Source organism: Bradyrhizobium canariense (assembly GCF_019402665.1).
GTDB lineage: Bacteria > Pseudomonadota > Alphaproteobacteria > Rhizobiales > Xanthobacteraceae > Bradyrhizobium > Bradyrhizobium canariense.
Genome location: NZ_VSST01000012.1, coordinates 107,334 through 125,659 on the forward strand (window position 1 = coordinate 107,334; position 18,326 = coordinate 125,659).

Genomic DNA, 18,326 nt, shown 5'->3' on the forward strand with positions numbered 1-18,326 from the left:
GTTGTTTGCCGGACCTATCTAATCATGGATGGTCCCTGGTCGGGTAGCGCGACGTCGACGACGCGGAATTGCACACGCTCGGCGCCTTGGTAGCGATCGAGCGACAATGATCCCGCGACATGCAATTGCTGGCCGCGATTGGCAACGAGCGCATTGCCGAGCTTCTGTCCGATCGAACGGAACGCGATGCCGTTGACGATGGCGCCGTCGCCCGACTTGAAGCGTAGCCTCAAATGTGCCTGTCCCACCTCGTCGGCATAGACGAGCTGGTGCGCCGGCAGCGCCAACACGACTTCCGGATTGCCGCTGCCGAAGGGACCGGCGCGGTTGAGCGTCGTTGCAAGCTCGGTCGTCACCGCGCGCGCGGAGACCGCGCCGTCGATGTAGAGCTCGTTGACGTGGCGCGCCTCGGCAACGTCGCGGGCCAACGCATGCTCGAGGTAGGCGCGAAATTCGGCGAGCTTTTCCTTGCGCAGCGTGACGCCCGCGGCCATGGCGTGGCCGCCGCCCTTGAGCAGAATGCCGTCGGCGACCGCCTGGCGCACTGCCTTGCCGAGATCGACGCCGGCAATCGAGCGGCCGGAGCCGGTGCCGATGCCGCCGGGCTCCAGCGCGATCGCGAAGGCGGGCCGCGAGAACTTCTCCTTCAACCGGGACGCAACGAGACCGACCACGCCGGGATGCCAGCCTTCGGAGGCCGTCACGATCACGCCGATCTTGTCCTCGAGCCCGATCGAGGCGAGCGCCTCGGCTTCGGCCTGCGCTTCGGCCGCCTGCTCGATGATACGGCGCTCGCTATTGAGGCGGTCGAGCTCGGCGGCGATCCGCGCGGCCTCGACGCTGTCACCCTCCAAAAGCAGCCGCACGCCGAGATCGGCGCGGCCGATGCGGCCGCCGGCATTGATGCGCGGCCCCAGCATGAAGCCGAGATGCCAGGCCTCCGGCGGGCCGTTGAGCCGCGCCACGTCCATCAGCGCGGTGTGGCCGACATGGTCGCGCCGCCGCATTGCGATCAGGCCTTTGGCGACGAACGCGCGGTTGAGACCGATCAGCGGCGCGACGTCGGCAACCGTGCCGAGCGCAACGTGATGCAGCATGCCGAGCAAATCCGGCTCGGGCATCTCCGCGGTCCAGAAGCCGCGCTGGCGTAATTCACGATTGACCGCGACCAACGTCACCAGCACGAGGCCGACGGCGGCGAGATGGCCGAGGCCGGAGAGATCGTCGAGCCGGTTCGGATTGACCAGCGCATCGACCAGCGGCAGCTCCGTGCCGGCCTGGTGATGGTCGATCACGACGACGGACATGCCGAGACGTTTTGCTTCGGCGAGCGGCTCGATGCTGGTGGTGCCGCAATCGACGGTGACGAGCAGCGTGGCGCCCTTTTCGGCCAGCGCACGCACGGCTTCCGTGTTGGGCCCGTAGCCCTCGAAGATGCGGTCGGGAATGTGGATCAGCGGGTCAAGCCCGCAATGGCGCAGATGCCAGGTCAGCAGCGCCGCCGAGGTCGCGCCGTCGACATCGTAATCGCCGAAGATCGCTACCTTCTCGCCGTTCCCTGCGGCATCCGCGATCCGCTTCGCGGCGGCTTCCATCTCCGTCACCGTGAACGGGTCCGGTAGGAGCTTGCGGATGGTTGGATCGAGGAAATCGGCGACGGCATCGCTGTCGACACCGCGACCTGCCAGCACCCGCGCCAGCAGCTCGGGCAGTTGGTGGCGCTGCACGATGGCAAGCGCCTTCGCCGCCCCGCGCGCATCCAGCCGGTCACGCCAGAGCTTGTCGGTGAGCGAGCGCGCCACTCCCAGGAACGCCTGGGGCGCTTCGACGGGCAAGGCGGTGGCGGGCGGCGTCATGAACAGCGGTCGGTTTGAGGAACCTGGGAGCCGGAGGTATTGCATCGCCCGGCCGACGGAACGATTGGCCCGCAATCCCCCGGGATTTGCAATGTCTGCGCCGCACAAAGCGGTGGATTGCCGCTTTGCTGCGCGGACTGACTATCATTTGAGCATTCCGCAAAACAGCAAATTAAGCAGGCGTTAGGCGGAATCTTCGAAAAAGAATTGTATTCGATCTGTCAGTGATTGTTCCGGGTTCGTTGCAGATCAGACCTCATTGCCAAGGGAAGCCCCCGATGTCTGCTGCGCTGGGTCTCAAAGCCAAGCCGATCGCAAATGAATCCGCCGAGGATGATTCCGACATCTCCGCGCTGATCAACCGCCTTACGGCGGAGGTCAACCAGATCGCGGTCGATAAGACCAAGTCGATCCAGCAGATCACCAACCAGATGAAGATGCTGGCACTGAACGCGCTGATCGAAAGCTCGCGTGCCGGCGCACAGGGCGCGGGCTTCGCCGTGGTGGCGCAGGAGGTCCGTGGCGTCGGCCAGCAGGTCGAGACCATCGCCCGCGAGCTCGAAAGCCAATTGACGAAACGGACTGGCGATCTCGTCTCCTCGATCGACCGGATGAGCCAGCGCTCGCGCGGCGAGCGCATGGTCGATTTGTCGCTCAACGCCATCGAGCTCATCGACCGCAACCTCTATGAACGGACCTGCGACGTGCGCTGGTGGGCGACCGATTCCGCGTTGGTCGATTGCGCGGCCTCGCCCGACGGCGCGGCCGTGTCCCATGCCTCGCAGCGTCTCGGCGTGATCTTGGGGGCCTACACCGTCTATCTCGACCTCTGGCTCTGCGACCTCGATGGCAACGTCATCGCCAACGGCCGCGCCGACCGGTTTCACGCCGTCGGCCAGAACGTCACCCACACCAAATGGTTTCGCGAGGCCAAGACCCTGCGCTCCGGCGACGACTATGTCGCCGGCGACGTCGAGAACCAGCCGCTGCTCGGCAATGCCCAGGTCGCGACCTATTGCGCCAGCGTCCGCGCCGGTGGACAGGCCAACGGCGCGCCGATCGGGGTGCTCGCCATCCATTTCGACTGGGAGGCACAGGCCCGCGCCATCGTGCAAGGCGTGCGTGTCGGCGACAGCGACAAGGCGCGCGTGCTGCTGGTCGACTCCAATCTTCGCGTGATCGCCGCTTCCGACGGACAAGGCATTCTCAGCGAACGCATCTCGCTGTCGCTCAATGGCCAGCGTTCCGGCTTCTGTCAGGACGGCTCGGGCACGCTGGTCGCGTTCCATGCCACCCCGGGCTACGAGACCTATCGGGGTCTGGGCTGGTATGGCGTGATCGTCTGCGGGGCGTAAAGCTGAAGGCGGCCTGCCTATCCAACTCAAAACTCTGAAAACAACCCCATGCACAGTAGCCATCTGGTTGTTTTCATGACGGTTTTTTTCGCCGTTTCACGCCGGCAAAACACCGGCACGCATGCCATCATGGCGTCGTTCGCGGTCCAGACTCAGAGCGCTAGGTTCTGGTGATATCGTCTTCGACGGGCTGCACCGTCGCAATTCCAAGCGTTTGCGACGGACGCTCCCCGAACATTGCCAGGTAATATTGCGAAAACCGGCCGAGCTCGTAAAAGCCCTGTTGCATGGCGACGGCTGTCACGGTGGTCGAGCCAGGTGCGCTCTGGTGCAGGATCGAATGAACAGCGCAGAGACGCTTGTGCCTGAGGAAGGTGACCGGACCGAGACCGAATACCTCCTGAAAGGCGCGGTGGAGGGTGCGCCGCGATACGCCGAGCGCCGCGCAAATTTCCGACACGTGCACCGGACGGGTGCCGGCGTCGTCGAGAAACTCCTCGACCTTGCGGATCAGCCGGCGTGCGGAAGGGAGCCAGCCATTCCCGTCGGGTGGCAGCGACGACGCGACGTTGGCAGCCATGCATTCGGCGATCGATCGTTTCCAGAAATCGGCAGTTGATAGCGTCAGCCCATATTTGTTGTCGCGCAGGTGCGACATGATCCGGACCAGGCGGCGCGAGGCGATCGCGCCGGTCTCGATGTGCGCGCGGAAATGACCGCGGCTGCGCCAGGTGTCGGGATCGCTTAGCCGTGCTTCTCCGCCGAACAGCGTCGCGACCTCGTTGATGTCGAATCGCATGGCGGCGTAGGCGGAGCCGCCGTGAAAAACACCGTCATGTTCGAGCCGCGGCGGAATGACGAGCACATCATTGAGCTGCATGTCGAACGACCAGTGGGCGACGCGCTCTTCGGCCGCGAGCAGCATCCCGATGATCAGTCTGTCGTCGCTGGAAACCCGCTGCGTGCGCATGCCGACGTTGAAAGCACCAATGCTGAGCGAGAAGTCGCCGATGCCGACATGGGATAAAGTTCCGCGCAACCGACCGCGGCCGAGTTGCATCACATCGACATGCGAGCCGTGGACGGCCTGCTGAAGACCTTCGAAACCATCCAGCTTGCGCGAATCAACCAGAAGGAATTGCCCCATGGCTGTACCGTGTTACTGAAGCGCGACAATTCTGCGGCACGCGATAGCGAAGTACCACTACAACGCGAGGTGGGTACGACAAGCTGACTTCGCGTTTTCAGGCAAGTCATCGCCGAATTTGTCGCAAGATTTGCTCTCAAATGCCTCTGCACTGAAGGATCTGAGCCATGGGGCATTAGGTCTCACTGTCCGGGCAGACTGGCACAAATTGCACATCACAGCCGTCCAATCTTCGGGTATCATTTGCAACCTTAGCGATATTAAGCGGAAGCGTTCTGCGGGTGGCAGAGCGCACGCGGCATGGATTTGCCGCGTGTTCGAAGACGTGCGTGCAAAGGAAAGAGATGTGGACGCAATGCAGCGTCCTCCTCTGCCCGGAGCGCCAAAAAAGTGGGGGACCAGACAATGCGTCCAATGGGCCGGACAAGGAGCCATCGTCGAAGTCTGCCAGAGGTAGCGCAGTAGCATCGGGTGGAATGCGGGTATCGGAGCTTCCACCATGTTGCGAGCGGATCTGGATCACTGCGAGTGGTTGCCGGATGATTTGAAGACCGGCGAGATGGTCTTCATTCCCGGCGGAACCTTTCGCATGGGATCCGACCATCATTATCCCGAGGAAGCGCCGAGCCATCGCGTCGCTGTCGACGGCTTCTGGATCGACCGCACGCCCGTGACTAACCGGCAGTTCAAGCAGTTCGTCAACGCAACCGGCCATGTCACCGAGGCGCAGGTCGTTCCGGATCCGAAGGACTATCCGGGCGCGCTGGCGAAGATGCTCTACGCGGGATCGCTGGTGTTCTCCCCGCCGCCGCGCATCACCGATCTCACCGACTGGAGCCAGTGGTGGACTTTCCTGCGCGGCGCCAACTGGCGCCATCCCTATGGTCCCGGCAGCAACATCAAGGACCTCGACGACCATCCGGTCGTTCACGTCTCCTTTAGCGATGCGGCAGCGTATGCCCACTGGGCCGGCAAGGACTTGCCGACGGAGGCGGAGTGGGAGTTCGCCGCGCGTGGCGGCCTCGAGGCGGAGGAATACGCCTGGGGCGATGCGCTGGTGCCGGGCGGCAAGCACATGGCCAATATCTGGCAGGGCAACTTCCCCGTCCAGAATCTCGGCGAGGATGGGTACGAGCGTACCTCGCCGGTCATGGCCTTCCCGCCGAACGGCTACGGTCTCTACGACATGATCGGCAACGTCTGGGAGTGGACCTCCGACTGGTGGTCGTCGAAGCACGCCGCCGACGCTGCAAAGCCCTGCTGCATCCCCAAAAATCCCCGCGGCGGCGGTGAGCACACAAGCTACGACCCTCGCCTCCCCGACATCCAGATTCCGCGCAGGGTCCTCAAGGGCGGCTCGCATCTTTGCGCGCCGAACTATTGCCGCCGATATCGCCCGGCTGCGCGGCACGCCGAGCCGGTCGATACCTCGACCGGCCATGTCGGGTTCCGCTGCGTGGTGCGAATGCCGTCTGTAACCGAACGCCAACGAGAAGGACGTGCTGCAATCTAGCGAGCGCCGCTGGCGGATGCCGGCGTCAGCGGTGCGCTCCGTGCGTCGGACTATTTCGATACGCAACTTTATCTATCGGCGATTGGACAGACGTCTTCAGCATTTTTGGACAAGGCAGGCCGGTTACAGGCAAGAGCCTGCCCCATTTCCCCGGTAAGAGTCGCCTCATCGCTTTCGCGACGCGGGCGCCGTCGATCCTGAAAGGCTCGCGCTCGCAACGTGCCGAGGAGATAGGCCATGAAGATCGTCGTGATCGGCGGGACCGGATTGATCGGATCCAAGCTCGTAACGAAGCTCAAGCAACAAGGCCACGACGCTGTTGCGGCTTCGCCGAAGTCAGGCGTGAACGCCGTGACCGGGGAAGGCCTCGCAGCAGTGCTGGCGGGTGCGGATGTCGTGGTTGACGTTGCCAACGCGCCGTCCTGGGAGCCTGCCGCCGTGCTTGAATTCTTCGAGCGTTCGAGCAAAAACCTCGCTGCGACCGAGGCGGCTGCGGCCGTGAAGCATCATGTGGCGCTCTCGATCGTCGGGACCGAGCGCTCGCCCGACATCGCCTATTTTCGTGCCAAGCTGGCGCAGGAGACCATCGTCAAGGCATCTCCGGTCCCCTATTCGATCGTCCGCGCCACCCAGTTCTTCGAATTCCTCAGCGCCATCGGTGACATGGGTGCGGCCGAGGGCCGGATCGTCGTTCCCACGGCATTGTTTCAACCCATCGCGGCCGACGACGTGGCTGATCGCCTCGCAGAGGTCGCGATGGGCCAGCCGCTCAACGGCACGATCGATATCGCAGGACCTGAGAAGGCGCCCTTCAACGAATTCATCGCACGGCGCCTGAAGGCGTCCGGCGACGCTCGACCCGTGGTGGGAGACCCAAAGGCGCCGTACTACGGCGCTCCCATCGACGACACATCGCTGAACCCTCTCGGCGAGGCGCGGCTCGGCAAAACGTCGCTCGCAACATGGCTCGCGAGGCTTTGAGGAGACTCCCATGCGCAAATTGCTGATCGCAACCGCTGTCTATGCCGCATCATTCCTGACGGCCCATGCCGCCGAGACGGCGGCCCCCACGGCCAAGGTGACCGTCGTGTTCGACCAGGCGCTGCCCAATGTCCCGGGGAAGAGCATGAAAGGCGTGCTGGTCGAGTATGGTCCCGGAGGCTCCTCGCCGGCCCACATCCACGCGCCCTCGGCTTTCATCTACGCCACCGTCCTGGAAGGCGCGATCCGCAGTCAGGTCAATGACGGCCCCGCCAAGGTCTTTCACAAGGGCGAGAACTTCTCTGAAAAACCCGGCGACCGTCATGCCGTCAGCGCCAATGCCAGCGACACCGAACCCGCAAAATTGCTGGCTGTCTTCGTGGTGGATACGGCCGACAAGGAGCTGACGATGCCGATCCCGAAATAGCGCACAATCGGCGAGCGGCGTTGCCACCTCGAGGCGTTCGTTCATCCGGGGCTGCCCACGAATGCCACCGGCGTGCCTTTCGAGACACGGCCGGCGACGCGCTCGGCATCCCAATTGGTCAGACGCACGCAGCCGTGAGATTCCGCCTTGGAAATCTTCTCCGGCGAAGGCGTGCCGTGAATGCCGTAGCCCTCGGCAGACAGGTTGATCCAGACCGTGCCGACCGGATTGTTCGGGCCGGGCTTGATGGTGAAGGGCTTGCGGGAATGGACGCCCTTGAAACGATAAGCGGGATTGTAGCGATAGTACGGATTTCGGCTGACTTCCGTGACCTTGAGCGTGCCTGAAGGCGACGGCTTCTCTTCGCTGCCGACCGTCGCGGGATAAAATCCGATCAGCGCATTCGATTTGTCGAACAGTTTTACAGTCTGCCTGACCTTGTCGACCTCGATCCTGTCGGCCTTGGTGGAGATGCCCTCGCCTGCGCCTGATGTGTCCACCACGACGATGGTGTCGCCGGCGCGATCGAAATGGCGCCCGGAGTTGAGCGCGGCCAGGAGCTGCTCGCTCATGTGAAATTTCTCGGCCAGGGCCTCGCGCGCACTGGTGAAGCCTAGCTTTGTAAGCTCCATCATGTCCTCCATCTTCGACGGCAGCTTTTTCAGGAAAGGACCCGCCACGTCCTGCTCGGTGATGGCATAGGTCATCGTCACCGGCCGGTCGTCCGCCCGTAACGCGGTCCAGACATCGTCCGTCACGGTGTCCGAAACCGGCAGCTGCCGCGCTTCGGCATAGGCCCGCAACGCCTTTTTGGCGTTCTCGCCGAACCTGCCGTCGATCTCGCCGGGCGAGAAGTGCGCGCGGTCCAGCAGGACCTGCAACCGGACACCCGCCGCGGTCGGCTTATCGTTCGACAGGGTTTTCTTCGACGGCTCAGCGACCTTGATGGCAGCGGCGTCGATCTCCGCGGCGAACGCCGGCGGCGCAGCCAGAGCGAAGACCAGAAAGATGCAAATCTGCCCCGCTTTTCCGAGCGACATCGCCGGGTCCTTTCACGTTTCCGACGGTTCAGTGATCAACTCCCGAGCCGCGGCGGCAGCCAGTTTGCGGTACTGGTCTTCGTACTGCCTCGCCATTCGGCTCGCGGAAAAGCGCTCCTCGAAGCGGGCGCGCACCTTCCTTCGATCCAGCTTGCCCAATTCGCCGACTGCCCTGACGGCCTGCTCCTCGTTCTCGACGATGAAGCCTGTCAATCCGTGCTCGACGACTTCGGGGACAGAGCCGGAGCGATAGGCGATCACCGGGGTTCCGCATGCCATCGCTTCGATCATGACCAGCCCAAACGGCTCCGGCCAGTCGATCGGAAACAACAGCGCAGCGGCTTCGGCAAGGAAGGGCTGTTTCTCCGCGTCATCGACTTCACCAACAAGCTGGATGTTCTTACCGTCGATGTTGGGCTCGATGTGCTTCCTGAAGTAGGCTGTCTCGGCGCGGGGGACCTTCGCGGCGATGCGGAGGGGCATCTGGACCGCACGTGCGATGCGAATGGCGTCTTCCGGACCTTTGTCTGCGGTGAGACGCCCGAGAAACGCCAAATAGGACCCCTGTTCGTAGGACGGACGAAACAGGTTGGACGGCAGCCCGTGCTGGATGGTTCCGATCCATTTCGCATCGGGAAGCGGCAGGCGCTGATGATCGGAAATCGACACAAAGCATGCTTCAGGGAATTGCCTGGCTACGTCGGGTAGCCCGGGCAAGTCGAGGCGACCGTGCATGGTCGTGAGGAACGGCACGCCGAGACGGCTGAGCAACGGCAACGACAGCCAGTCGACATGCGCGTGGATCACGTCGAACTCCTTCGCACGCCTTGCAATCGCCTCCATCAGCATGGCGCTCGCGGCCGTCGGGTCCGCCCCCTTCCGCCCGAGACGCAGCGCGCGTGGCCAAACCGGATGAAGCGCACCATTCGTCCTGGAATCGCCGCTCGCAAACAGCGTGACCTCGTGGCCGAGCTCGACCAGCCCATCCACCAGCCAGGCCACTACCCGCTCGGTGCCGCCGTAAAGTTTCGGAGGGACGCTTTCGGCGAGGGGAGCAATCTGAGCGATGCGCATGAGAGGCTACCCGTTAAACCGCCGCACGCACGACCAGAATGATCGCGGCGGACAGAAGGTTCGAAATCGCGAGCAGCGTCCAATTCGGCCTGGCACTTGCGGCCGCGACCCGGCAGACGAGCCCTTCCATGAGCCTCAACATTCGTCGTCAGGAAGCCGATCGAGGAAGGCAATCCCGAATTGCGTGAGTTCTTCGGCATCGCTCCCGCGCGCTTTCCATCTCCCTTGCAGATGACGCTCAAGCAGGCAGCGACGACTATCCGCGGCATCGACGTGGCGATGCCGGGCGCGGTAAACGGACCAAGCAATATCCACCGCCGTTCGTAGCGGGTCGTCGTCGACCATGTTCCAACTCCGAGATTGGAGACGTTCATGCGACGGCAACTCGTTACGAGGACGGAAGTTTCCACTTCTTCCCGGAAAGTCCGAAACTGCGCGGCCACCGCAGACACAAGCAGGCGCCCACCTCCCCGTCGGAGAAATCAGGCGACGCGACGCACGGCCATCTCCGCGGCGAGCAACACCGCGGCACGACTGGCACCGACTGATGCAATGCCTTGGCCGGCGATGTCGTAGGCAGTGCCGTGCGCCGGCGTGCAGATCGGAAATGGAAAGCCGCCGAGCAACGTCACGCCGCGATCAAAGCCCATCAGCTTCATCGCGATCTGGCCCTGGTCGTGATACATCGTCAGCACTGCATCGAAGGCGCCGCTTTTGGCGCGCAGGAACACGGTGTCGGCCGGGAACGGCCCTTCGGCGGCAATGCCCTCGCGCTGGCCGGCCGCGACCACGGGTGCGATGACATCGATCTCCTCGCGGCCGAAATTACCGCCGTCGCCGGCATGCGGATTGAGACCGGCGACCGCGATGCGCGGCCGGGCGAAGCCGGCATTGCGCATGCAGGCATCAGTCAGCTTGAGCGCGCGATGGATACGTTCGCCGGACAGTCGCGCGGCGACGTCCTTGAGCGGGATGTGGGACGTCACGCGGGCATTCCAGAGCCGGTCCAGCACATTGAACTCGCTTGCGGGAGTTTTGAGTCCGACCACTTCGGCGGAGAACGCGATCTCATCGTCATACTCGGCGCGGGCCAGCCGCATCGCCTGCTTGTTGAACGGCGTAAAGCAGGCGGCATCGACCCGGCCGTCGCGGCCGAGTTCGAGCGCGTGCTTGTAGTTGGCAAGCGCGAACTTGCCGCCGGCGAGGCTCGCGATCCCCTGCTGGACCTCGCCGGGATCGAGGTGCCCGAGATCGACGAAGAGCGTCTCGCCCTCCGCCGCGCGCAAATCGGCCCCCTGCTCCACCATGGTCAGCTCCGGCTTGACGCCGGCAATCCGCGCGCCCTGGTCGAAGACGCGCCGGTCGCCGATCACGACGATCCGGCCGCGGGCGCGGATGTCGTCCTGCACCACGAGCTTTGCGGTCAATTCCGGGCTGATGCCAGCGGGATCTCCCATTGCCAGTGCAATGAGCGGCTTTGCGGTCATATGATCACCTTCTCTCGAGCGGTCTCTCGAGCTGTGTTCTGGACTGTCGTCTCGTGGATCGACGGCGCAGGCTTGCGCAGCAAGCGCGCAAGCTGCAGCACGAGCGGAAGCAGCAACAGCACGATGCCCGCCACGATCAGGCATGTCACCAGCTTGTTGGCGAAGAATATCCCGAGCGATCCCTTGGACATCAGCATCGACTGCCGGAACGCGTCCTCGGCCTTGTCGCCGATGACGATCGCGAGCACGAGTGGCGCCAGCGGATAGAACAGCTTCTTGAAGAGATAGCCGACGATCCCGAAGCCGAGCATCATGACGACATCGAGATAGGAGTTCGACACCGAATAGGCGCCGACAACGCAGATGATCACGATCAGCGGCGCGATGATCACGAAGGGAATCCGCATCAGCGCCGCAAAGACCGGCACGGTCAGCAGCACCAGCACAACGGCGACGATGTTGCCGACATACATCGACGCAATCATGCCCCAGACAAAGTCCTTTTGGTCGACGAACAGCATCGGCCCGGGATTGAGGCCCCAGATCATGAGCCCGCCCATCATGACGGCCGCGGTGGCCGAGCCGGGAATGCCGAGCGAGAGCATGGGCAAAAGCGCGCTGGTGCCGGCGGCATGATCGGCCGTCTCCGGCGAGATGATGCCTTCGACCTCTCCCGTGCCGAAGTATCGGCCACGGCGCGAGAAGCGTCGGGCGATGCCGTAGCTCATGAACGACGCCGCAGTCGGGCCGCCAGGCGTGATCCCCATCCAGCATCCGATGGCCGCGCTCCGCAGCAGCGCAACGCTATGTCGCGGCAGGCGGCCGACGGCACGAAACACCTCGCGCCACTCTATCTTCGACGAGACTGCGCGGGCATGAAACTCTTCCTCGACGGCGACGAGCAGCTCGCCGATGCCGAACAGGCCCATCACCGCGACGACGAAGTTCACGCCCTTGACCAGCTCGTCGACGCCCATCGTGAGGCGCACGCTGCCGGAGACAGTGTCGATGCCGATGGCGGCAATGGCGAAGCCGATCGCCAGTGCGACGACGGTCTTGATCGGCGCCGCCCCGCCCATGCCGACGAAGCTGGCGAAGGCCAGGAAATAGACTGCAAAATATTCCGCCGGCCCGAAGGCGAGTGCGACCTGCGCGACCCACGATGCGAGGAAGGTGATCAGGATGACGCCGATCAGCGCGCCGAATGCCGCCGAGCCAAAGGCGGTGGCGAGCGCTGTCGTCGGACGTCCATCGCGCGCCATCGGGTAGCCGTCGAAGGTGGTGGCGACAGACGACGGCTCGCCCGGGATGTTGAACAGGATCGAGGTCACGGACCCGCCGAACAGCGCGCCCCAATACATGCTGGAGAGCAGGATGATGGCAGAGACCGGCTGCATGCCGAAGGTCAGCGGCAGCAGCAGCGACACCCCGTTCGGAGCACCCAGCCCAGGCAGCACGCCGACGAGAATGCCGAGCAGCACGCCGATCACCATCAGCGCCAGATGCGGCAGCGTGATCGCGATGCCAAAGCCGTGAAGGAGTTCTCCGAGGTTGTCCATCGGCCTCTCCGTCAGAAGCCGAACGCCGCGGCGAGCGCGCCGTGCGGCAAGCTCACCTGGAACATGCGCTCGAACACGACGTAGAGCGCGAGCGCTGTCGCCGCCGCCATGCCAAGCGCGCGCGGCACGGATTGTTGTCTGGGGATCGCCAGCACCGCGAAGATGTACAGGGCTGAGGCGACGTACATCCCGGCCAACGGAATCGCAGCCACGAAAATCGCGGCCGGCACGAACAGGCCGGCAAGCCGGCGCAGCTCGATCGATGTGATGGCGATGGGGACGTTCGCCAGTGACGCAACCGGCATCAAACCGCGCACCAGGTTGTAGAAGCTCCCGAGCACGATGATGATCCCGGTCAGGAACGGGAACGTGCCGGCGTCCACGCCCGCGCTTGACCAGCCGATGCCGTTATCGAGACTGGAGACGACGACGGCCACACCAAAGCTGCCGGTGAGAACGGCGGTCGCAAGTTCGAGGGCGCGGCGCGAGATCATGGGCCGCTCCAGCGAAGCGCCAGATGTTTGCTCAGTCCTCGTCCTGAGGAGCGCGCTTTGGCGCGCGTCTCGAAGGACGGCTCCGGACGACATCCCATCCCCGGCCATCCTTCGAGACGCCCGCCTGCGGCGGGCTCCTCAGGATGAGGACGGTGGTTGAACTCGGCTGCGCGATCGAACGCCATCGGCCGCCTCACTTGACCAACCAGCCCTGCTCGCCCGCGACCTGCTTGACGTGCTCGAGGTCCTCCTTGATGAACTTGTCGAGTTCGGCGCCAGTCAGGAACGTGTCGACCTGGGAGGTTTTCTCGATGTAGTCCTTCCAGTCCGGCGTCGCCTGCACCTTCTTCATGAGGTCGACATAGAACGCGGCCTGGTCCGGGGTGACCTTGCCGGGGAGCCACACCGTCCGCGGTTGCTCATATTGCTTGATGTCGAGGCCCTGCTCGACGCAGGTCGGAACGTCGCCCCAGCCTTCGGTCGCGGTGACCTTGGCGCCCTGCGGCAGCCGCTTCGGGCTGAAAACGCAAAGCGGTCGTTGCGTTCCACCGCGCCATTGCCCGAGACTTTCGCTGGGATTGTTGACGTGGGAGTCGAGGTGTCCGCCGGCGAGCTGCACGGCAGTCTCTGCGCCGCTCTTGAAGGGGATGTAGGTCAGCTTGATGTGGCCGGCTTTCTCGATCATGCGGGTCAGCACCTCGTCGGTATCCTTCGACTGCGCGCCACCCATCTTGAATTCGCCCGAGGCGGCCGCCTTCAGATAGTCGCCCGCCGTCTTGTAGGGCGCGTCCTGCTTGACCCAGAGCAGGAACTCGTCCTGCGCCATCGCCGCGATCGCAGTGAGATCGGTGTAGTTGAAGGCGACCTTGGAGACGAGCGGCTGCTGCCAGGCATTCGACGTGCCGAAGATCACCTTGTAGGGATCGCCGGCGGACGCCTTGCCGTAGACATAGCCTTCCGCGCCGCTGCCGCCCCCTTTGTTGACGACGACGATCGGCTGCTCCACCAGCTTGTGCTTGGTGATGATGTTCTGCACGGCGCGCGCGAGATTGTCGGTGCCGCCGCCGGGCCCGGCGGTCGCTACGAACTCGATCGGCTTTTGCGGTTGCCAGGCACTGAGCGCCGGCATCGTGCCGGCGAGCACAATTGCGGCGGCGGAGAGCAGAAGTGTTGACGTCCGACCCATGATGTCCTCCAGCTGATTTTTGTATCTTGTTGTTTTCGACGTCCGGTCAGGCGACGCGTTCCTCGCGTCTTCCTGATGCCAGGACGATTGCGCCTTCTTTTTCGAGCGCTTCGATCTGCTTCTGGTCGAACCCGTGCTCGACCAGCACCTCGCTTGTATGCTCACCGTAGACCGGCGCGCCCGTGCGCACTTTGCCCGGGGTCTCCGAAAACTTGACCGGCAAGCCGATCGTCTTCACGGGTCCGAGCGTGGAATGCTCGACCTCGACGACCATCTCGCGCGCCAGCGTCTGCGGATCGCGAAGCGCCTCCAGCATGTCGTGCACGGGTCCGCACGGCACGCCCTTCTCGTCCAGCGCAGCGAGCCAGTGCGCCCGCGTCCGGGTGCGAAAGCGCTCGCTCAGGACAGCTTCGAGCTCCTTCAGATTGGCCATGCGGTCGGCCCCGGTGACGAAGCGCGGATCGGAGGCGAGTTCGCTCGCACCGAGGGCTTCCAGCATCAACAGCCAGTGCTTCTTGTTGGCGCCGCCGACCACCAGCCAGCCGTCCGAGGCCTCGAAGGCCTGGTACGGCGCGTTGAGCGGATGGGCCGAACCCATCGCACGCGGCGCAGTGCCAGCGGCCAGCGCTATCGTGGATTGCCAGTAGGTCTGCACCAGCGCGGCCTCATAGAGCGAGGTCTCGACCCACTGCCCTTCGCCGGTCTTGAGACGGTGCGTGTAGGCCGCGAGGATGCCCATGCTCGCCAGCAGGCCGGCGGTGATGTCGGACAGCGGCGGGCCGCATTTCACCGGCGGACCATCGGGACGTTCGCCGGTAAAGCTCATGATGCCGCTCATCGCCTGGGCGACCAGATCGAAGCCGCGGCGGTGCTTGTAGGGTCCGGTGCGGCCGAAGCCCGACAGCGAGCAATAGATCAGCGTTGGATGCTGCTTGTGCAGGTCTTCGTAGCCGAAGCCGAGGCGCTCCATGGCGCCCGGCGCAAAATTCTCGACCAGCACGTCGGCGCCCGCGATCAGCCGCCGCAACACCTGCTTGCCGCCCTCGGTCTTCAGATCCAGCACGATGCCACGCTTGTTGCGGTTCATCATCAGGAAGGAGGCCGCCTCGTCGCCAATCTTCGGCGGCACCGAATGGCGGGTGTCGTCACCGTTCGGCGATTTCTCGATCTTGATCACGTCGGCGCCCATGTCGGCCAGCATCAAAGTGCAGGTCGGCCCCGCCATGACATGGGTGAGATCGATGACCTTGAGGCCGGCAAGCGGCCCCGAACGGCCGGAGGTTGATTGCGAGCGATCGCTTTGCATCGGGGCGTCCTATTGGCCGCGCCATTGCGGCGCGCGCTTGGTGAGGAAAGCATCGAGCCCTTCGCGAAAATCCTGGCTCGTGTAGCACATCAGGATGAGGTCCTCGCCCTCGTCCGGCGTCAGCCGCCTTTGCAGACGCGCCACGGCCTGTTTGGTCGCATTCAGCGTCAGCGGCGCGTGGCTGGCAAGCAATCGGGCAACCTCGTCGGCGCGCCTGTCGAGCGCGGTAAGATCCTCGACGACCTCGCCGAGCAGCCCGACACTGGCCGCCTCCGTCGCGTCGACGAGGCGCGCGGTGAAGATCAGATCCTTGACGCGGGCAGCGCCGATCAGCGCGGTGAGACGACTGACATTGGACATCGACAGGCAATTGCCGAGCGTGCGGGCAATAGGAAAGCCGATTTTCGCGCTTTGGGTGCCGATGCGGAGATCACAGGCCGCGGCGATGCCCGCGCCGCCGCCGGTGCAGAACCCGTTGATCGCTGCTATCGTCGGCACGCGGCATTGCTCGAGCGTGGTCAGGACCCGATCGATGCGGTTTTCGTAGTCGATCGCGTCCTGCGGCGACTTGAAATCGCGGAACTGATTGATGTCGGTGCCCGCGGCAAAGGCCTTGTCGCCGGCCCCGCGCAGCACCAGCACCTTGATCGCGTGATCGTCGTTGATCTCCTCGCAGATCGCGGCGAGCCGCTCGTACATCGCGAAGGTGAAGGCATTGCGCGCCTGCGGGCGGTTGAAGGTGATCCGCCCGATACCGTCCTGGCGCTCGAAAACGAGGTCTTCCGCCACCACCTGCTGGTCCATTTCCTCATGTCCTTCTGCTTTTCTACATTTTTGAATGCAAAATGATCGATTTACAAGCTGGAACTTGCATTAATTCGCATATAGCTTCATTTTTGCATTCAAATGGACTTCAGACCCATGCTCCATGAGGAAGTCGTCGGCCGCATCCGGGCCATCCTGCTCGACGGCGAAATCCCGCCCGGCGCGCGGATTCCCGAGCGCGAGCTGTGCGAGCGGCTTCAGATATCGCGCACGCCGCTACGCGAGGCGCTCAAGGTGCTCGCCGCCGAAGGGCTCGTGCAGCTTTTGCCGCATCGCGGTTCGCGCGCCGCAAAACTGACCGACAAGGACATGCGCGACCTCTTCGAGGTCTGCCAGGGTCTCGAGGCGCTCGCCGGCGAGCTCGCCTGCGAGCGCATCATGGACGCCGAGATCGCCGCGATCGCCGCCGCGCACGCGGACATGGTGCGGCATTATCGCGAGCGCGATCTCATCCAGTACTATCGCGGCAACCGCGCCATTCACGAAGGCATCGTCGCTGCGGCCGGAAACCCGGTGCTTGCAGGGCTGTATGCGTCGGTGACCGCGCGCATCCGGCGCGCGCGTTATGTCACGCCGATGACGCCCGAGCGCTGGGCGGTCGCCGTGAAGGAGCACGATGCCATCCTGAACGCACTGCAGAGGCGCGACGGCGTCGGCCTCGCCCATATCCTGCGCGCGCATCTACGCCACAAGCGCGAAGAGGTTTTGCAGGCGGGCTTTGCTGAAACGGAAGGCAGTGACCTGGTGCCGCGGATTGCGTGAGACGGCATTCGCGACGCAGAAAGAAACTCGCGGCCCCCTACAACGCGCGGTCAAGAGACACAATCGCGACACAATCATTGATTGCATTCAGCCGTGCGGTCGGATCGTGCTGACGCGAGGCGATCGGCGCGGGCCGAATGTAACGCGCAAACAATTGCGCAAAACAAAAGACAAAAGCGGAGGAAACGCATGACAATCGATGTCTCACGTCGATCCTTGTTCGCTCTCGGGGCTGGCCTTGGTGCCAGCGCAATGCTCGGCAGCAGCGCGATGGCGCGCGCTCCCAAGCTCGGCACCCAGACGCCTTACTGGCACCGCTTCGTTCTCGGCGATGCCGAAGTCACCATCGTCTCCGACGGACCGCTGCCGCTCGGCGACCCCTCCGGGACCTTCACCGGCGTTCCCAAGGAAGAGGTGAAGAAGATGCTTGTCGACAATTTCCTGTCGCCGGACAATGTCGTGCTCGAACAGAACTCGCCGATCGTCAACACCGGCGACAAGCTCATTCTGTTCGATACCGGCATGGGCAGCTCGAAGATGTTCGGCGCCACCACCGGCCGGCAGCAGAAGAGCATGACCGAGGCAGGCATCAAGCCTGGGGACATCGATGCGGTGGTCTGCTCGCATGCGCATATCGACCACATCGGCGGCATCGTGGACGACGGCGGCAAGCCGCTGTTTCCGAACGCGCAGATCTACATCTCGCAGACCGATTTCGACTTCTGGACCGACGAAGGCAAGCTCGGCAGCGACGCCAAGGATTTCGTCGTTCACGCCCGCAAGAACCTGCTGCCGGTGCGCGACCGCATCGTGTTCTTCAAGGATGGCCAGGAATTCCTGCCCGGCGTTCAGGCGATCGCAGCGCCCGGTCACACCGTCGGCCATACCATCTTCATGGTCTCGTCGGCCGGCAAGTCCTTCGCCTTCATGGGCGACCTCTCGCACCATCCCGTTCTGCTGCTCGAGCGGCCGCGGATGGAATTCTCCTACGACACCGACCCGAAGCAGGCGGCCGAGTCGCGCGTCAAGCTGCTGACTATGCTTGCGGCGAACAAGACGCCCGTGATGTCCTATCACTTCGCCTGGCCGGGCTATGGCCATGTTGCCAAGGCCGGCGAAGGATTCCACTATTATCCCGAACCGATGCAGATGACGTTGTAATCGGCGGATCAGGTCCGGGTGGCGCACGCGCCGCCCGGGCCGTCCGAACGATCACCGCTGTCCGGCTGACCGGCAAGCAATTGCAATCCGCAATGTCTCCGGCGGCGTTGGCAGGCGGACATTTTGGTGTTATTGAACTACAGCTACTAATTG

Annotated in this window: 17 protein-coding genes; 6 read left to right on the forward strand and 11 right to left on the reverse strand. The window is 63.9% G+C overall.

Going from position 1 to position 18,326, the window contains the following annotated elements:
* Positions 1 to 14: 14 nt before the first annotated feature.
* Entirely contained in the window at positions 15 to 1,856 is a 1,842-nt protein-coding gene (gene recJ, locus FXB41_RS05260) for a single-stranded-DNA-specific exonuclease RecJ (RefSeq protein WP_219680271.1), read from the reverse strand.
* 278 nt (positions 1,857 to 2,134) lie between these two features.
* On the opposite strand from recJ, the gene FXB41_RS05265 reads away from it, so the two are divergent.
* Positions 2,135 to 3,211 (forward strand): methyl-accepting chemotaxis protein, encoded by a 1,077-nt coding sequence (locus FXB41_RS05265; protein WP_219680274.1) that lies wholly within the window; start codon positions 2,135 to 2,137, stop codon positions 3,209 to 3,211.
* Between the two features lie 160 nt (positions 3,212 to 3,371).
* On the opposite strand, the gene FXB41_RS05270 is transcribed toward FXB41_RS05265, so the two are convergent.
* Positions 3,372 to 4,358 (reverse strand): helix-turn-helix domain-containing protein, encoded by a 987-nt coding sequence (locus FXB41_RS05270; protein ID WP_007591473.1) that lies wholly within the window; start codon positions 4,356 to 4,358, stop codon positions 3,372 to 3,374.
* Between the two features lie 499 nt (positions 4,359 to 4,857).
* On the opposite strand from FXB41_RS05270, the gene FXB41_RS05275 reads away from it, so the two are divergent.
* From FXB41_RS05275 to FXB41_RS05285, 3 genes are all read left to right on the forward strand, one after another.
* A complete protein-coding gene (locus FXB41_RS05275) occupies positions 4,858 to 5,871 on the forward strand; it encodes a formylglycine-generating enzyme family protein (RefSeq protein WP_219680276.1) in 1,014 nt (337 codons plus the stop codon).
* 237 nt (positions 5,872 to 6,108) lie between these two features.
* Complete coding sequence (locus FXB41_RS05280; protein ID WP_007591489.1) at positions 6,109 to 6,852, forward strand: SDR family oxidoreductase; 744 nt, start codon at positions 6,109 to 6,111, stop codon at positions 6,850 to 6,852.
* Positions 6,853 to 6,862: 10 nt separating this feature from the next.
* Complete coding sequence (locus tag FXB41_RS05285) at positions 6,863 to 7,279, forward strand: cupin domain-containing protein (RefSeq protein WP_007591502.1); 417 nt, start codon at positions 6,863 to 6,865, stop codon at positions 7,277 to 7,279.
* 41 nt (positions 7,280 to 7,320) lie between these two features.
* On the opposite strand, the gene FXB41_RS05290 is transcribed toward FXB41_RS05285, so the two are convergent.
* The 9 genes from FXB41_RS05290 to FXB41_RS05330 form a co-directional block, all read right to left on the reverse strand.
* The gene (locus FXB41_RS05290) at positions 7,321 to 8,319 is read right to left on the reverse strand and encodes a L,D-transpeptidase family protein (RefSeq protein WP_219680279.1); all 999 of its coding nucleotides are present in this window, start codon (positions 8,317 to 8,319) and stop codon (positions 7,321 to 7,323) included.
* Between the two features lie 12 nt (positions 8,320 to 8,331).
* Complete coding sequence (locus tag FXB41_RS05295) at positions 8,332 to 9,393, reverse strand: glycosyltransferase family 4 protein (RefSeq protein WP_219680282.1); 1,062 nt, start codon at positions 9,391 to 9,393, stop codon at positions 8,332 to 8,334.
* Positions 9,394 to 9,528: 135 nt separating this feature from the next.
* Positions 9,529 to 9,738, reverse strand: coding sequence for a hypothetical protein (locus FXB41_RS05300; RefSeq protein WP_007591507.1), 210 nt, complete (start codon positions 9,736 to 9,738; stop codon positions 9,529 to 9,531).
* 137 nt (positions 9,739 to 9,875) lie between these two features.
* On the reverse strand, positions 9,876 to 10,880 hold the full coding sequence (locus FXB41_RS05305; RefSeq protein ID WP_219680285.1) for a 4-hydroxythreonine-4-phosphate dehydrogenase PdxA: 1,005 nt from the start codon (positions 10,878 to 10,880) through the stop codon (positions 9,876 to 9,878).
* A complete protein-coding gene (locus FXB41_RS05310) occupies positions 10,877 to 12,439 on the reverse strand; it encodes a tripartite tricarboxylate transporter permease (protein ID WP_219680287.1) in 1,563 nt (520 codons plus the stop codon). Before FXB41_RS05310 ends, FXB41_RS05305 begins: the two co-directional genes overlap by 4 nt.
* Before the next feature lie 11 nt (positions 12,440 to 12,450).
* Positions 12,451 to 12,933: a tripartite tricarboxylate transporter TctB family protein gene (locus tag FXB41_RS05315; protein WP_035992756.1), complete on the reverse strand. Its 483-nt coding sequence runs from the start codon at positions 12,931 to 12,933 to the stop codon at positions 12,451 to 12,453.
* 193 nt (positions 12,934 to 13,126) lie between these two features.
* Positions 13,127 to 14,119: a Bug family tripartite tricarboxylate transporter substrate binding protein gene (locus FXB41_RS05320; protein ID WP_007591514.1), complete on the reverse strand. Its 993-nt coding sequence runs from the start codon at positions 14,117 to 14,119 to the stop codon at positions 13,127 to 13,129.
* A gap of 46 nt (positions 14,120 to 14,165) precedes the next feature.
* Positions 14,166 to 15,425 carry a CaiB/BaiF CoA transferase family protein gene (locus tag FXB41_RS05325; RefSeq protein WP_219680289.1) on the reverse strand — a complete coding sequence of 420 codons (1,260 nt, stop codon included), beginning with the start codon at positions 15,423 to 15,425 and terminating at the stop codon, positions 14,166 to 14,168.
* A 9-nt stretch (positions 15,426 to 15,434) separates the two neighbouring features.
* The gene (locus tag FXB41_RS05330) at positions 15,435 to 16,229 is read right to left on the reverse strand and encodes an enoyl-CoA hydratase/isomerase family protein (RefSeq protein ID WP_219680291.1); all 795 of its coding nucleotides are present in this window, start codon (positions 16,227 to 16,229) and stop codon (positions 15,435 to 15,437) included.
* Between the two features lie 117 nt (positions 16,230 to 16,346).
* On the opposite strand from FXB41_RS05330, the gene FXB41_RS05335 reads away from it, so the two are divergent.
* Both FXB41_RS05335 and FXB41_RS05340 read left to right on the forward strand, forming a co-directional pair.
* Positions 16,347 to 17,012 carry a GntR family transcriptional regulator gene (locus FXB41_RS05335; protein WP_246648619.1) on the forward strand — a complete coding sequence of 222 codons (666 nt, stop codon included), beginning with the start codon at positions 16,347 to 16,349 and terminating at the stop codon, positions 17,010 to 17,012.
* A 189-nt stretch (positions 17,013 to 17,201) separates the two neighbouring features.
* The gene (locus FXB41_RS05340; RefSeq protein WP_007591519.1) at positions 17,202 to 18,173 is read left to right on the forward strand and encodes an MBL fold metallo-hydrolase; all 972 of its coding nucleotides are present in this window, start codon (positions 17,202 to 17,204) and stop codon (positions 18,171 to 18,173) included.
* The last annotated feature ends 153 nt before the right edge of the window (positions 18,174 to 18,326 follow it).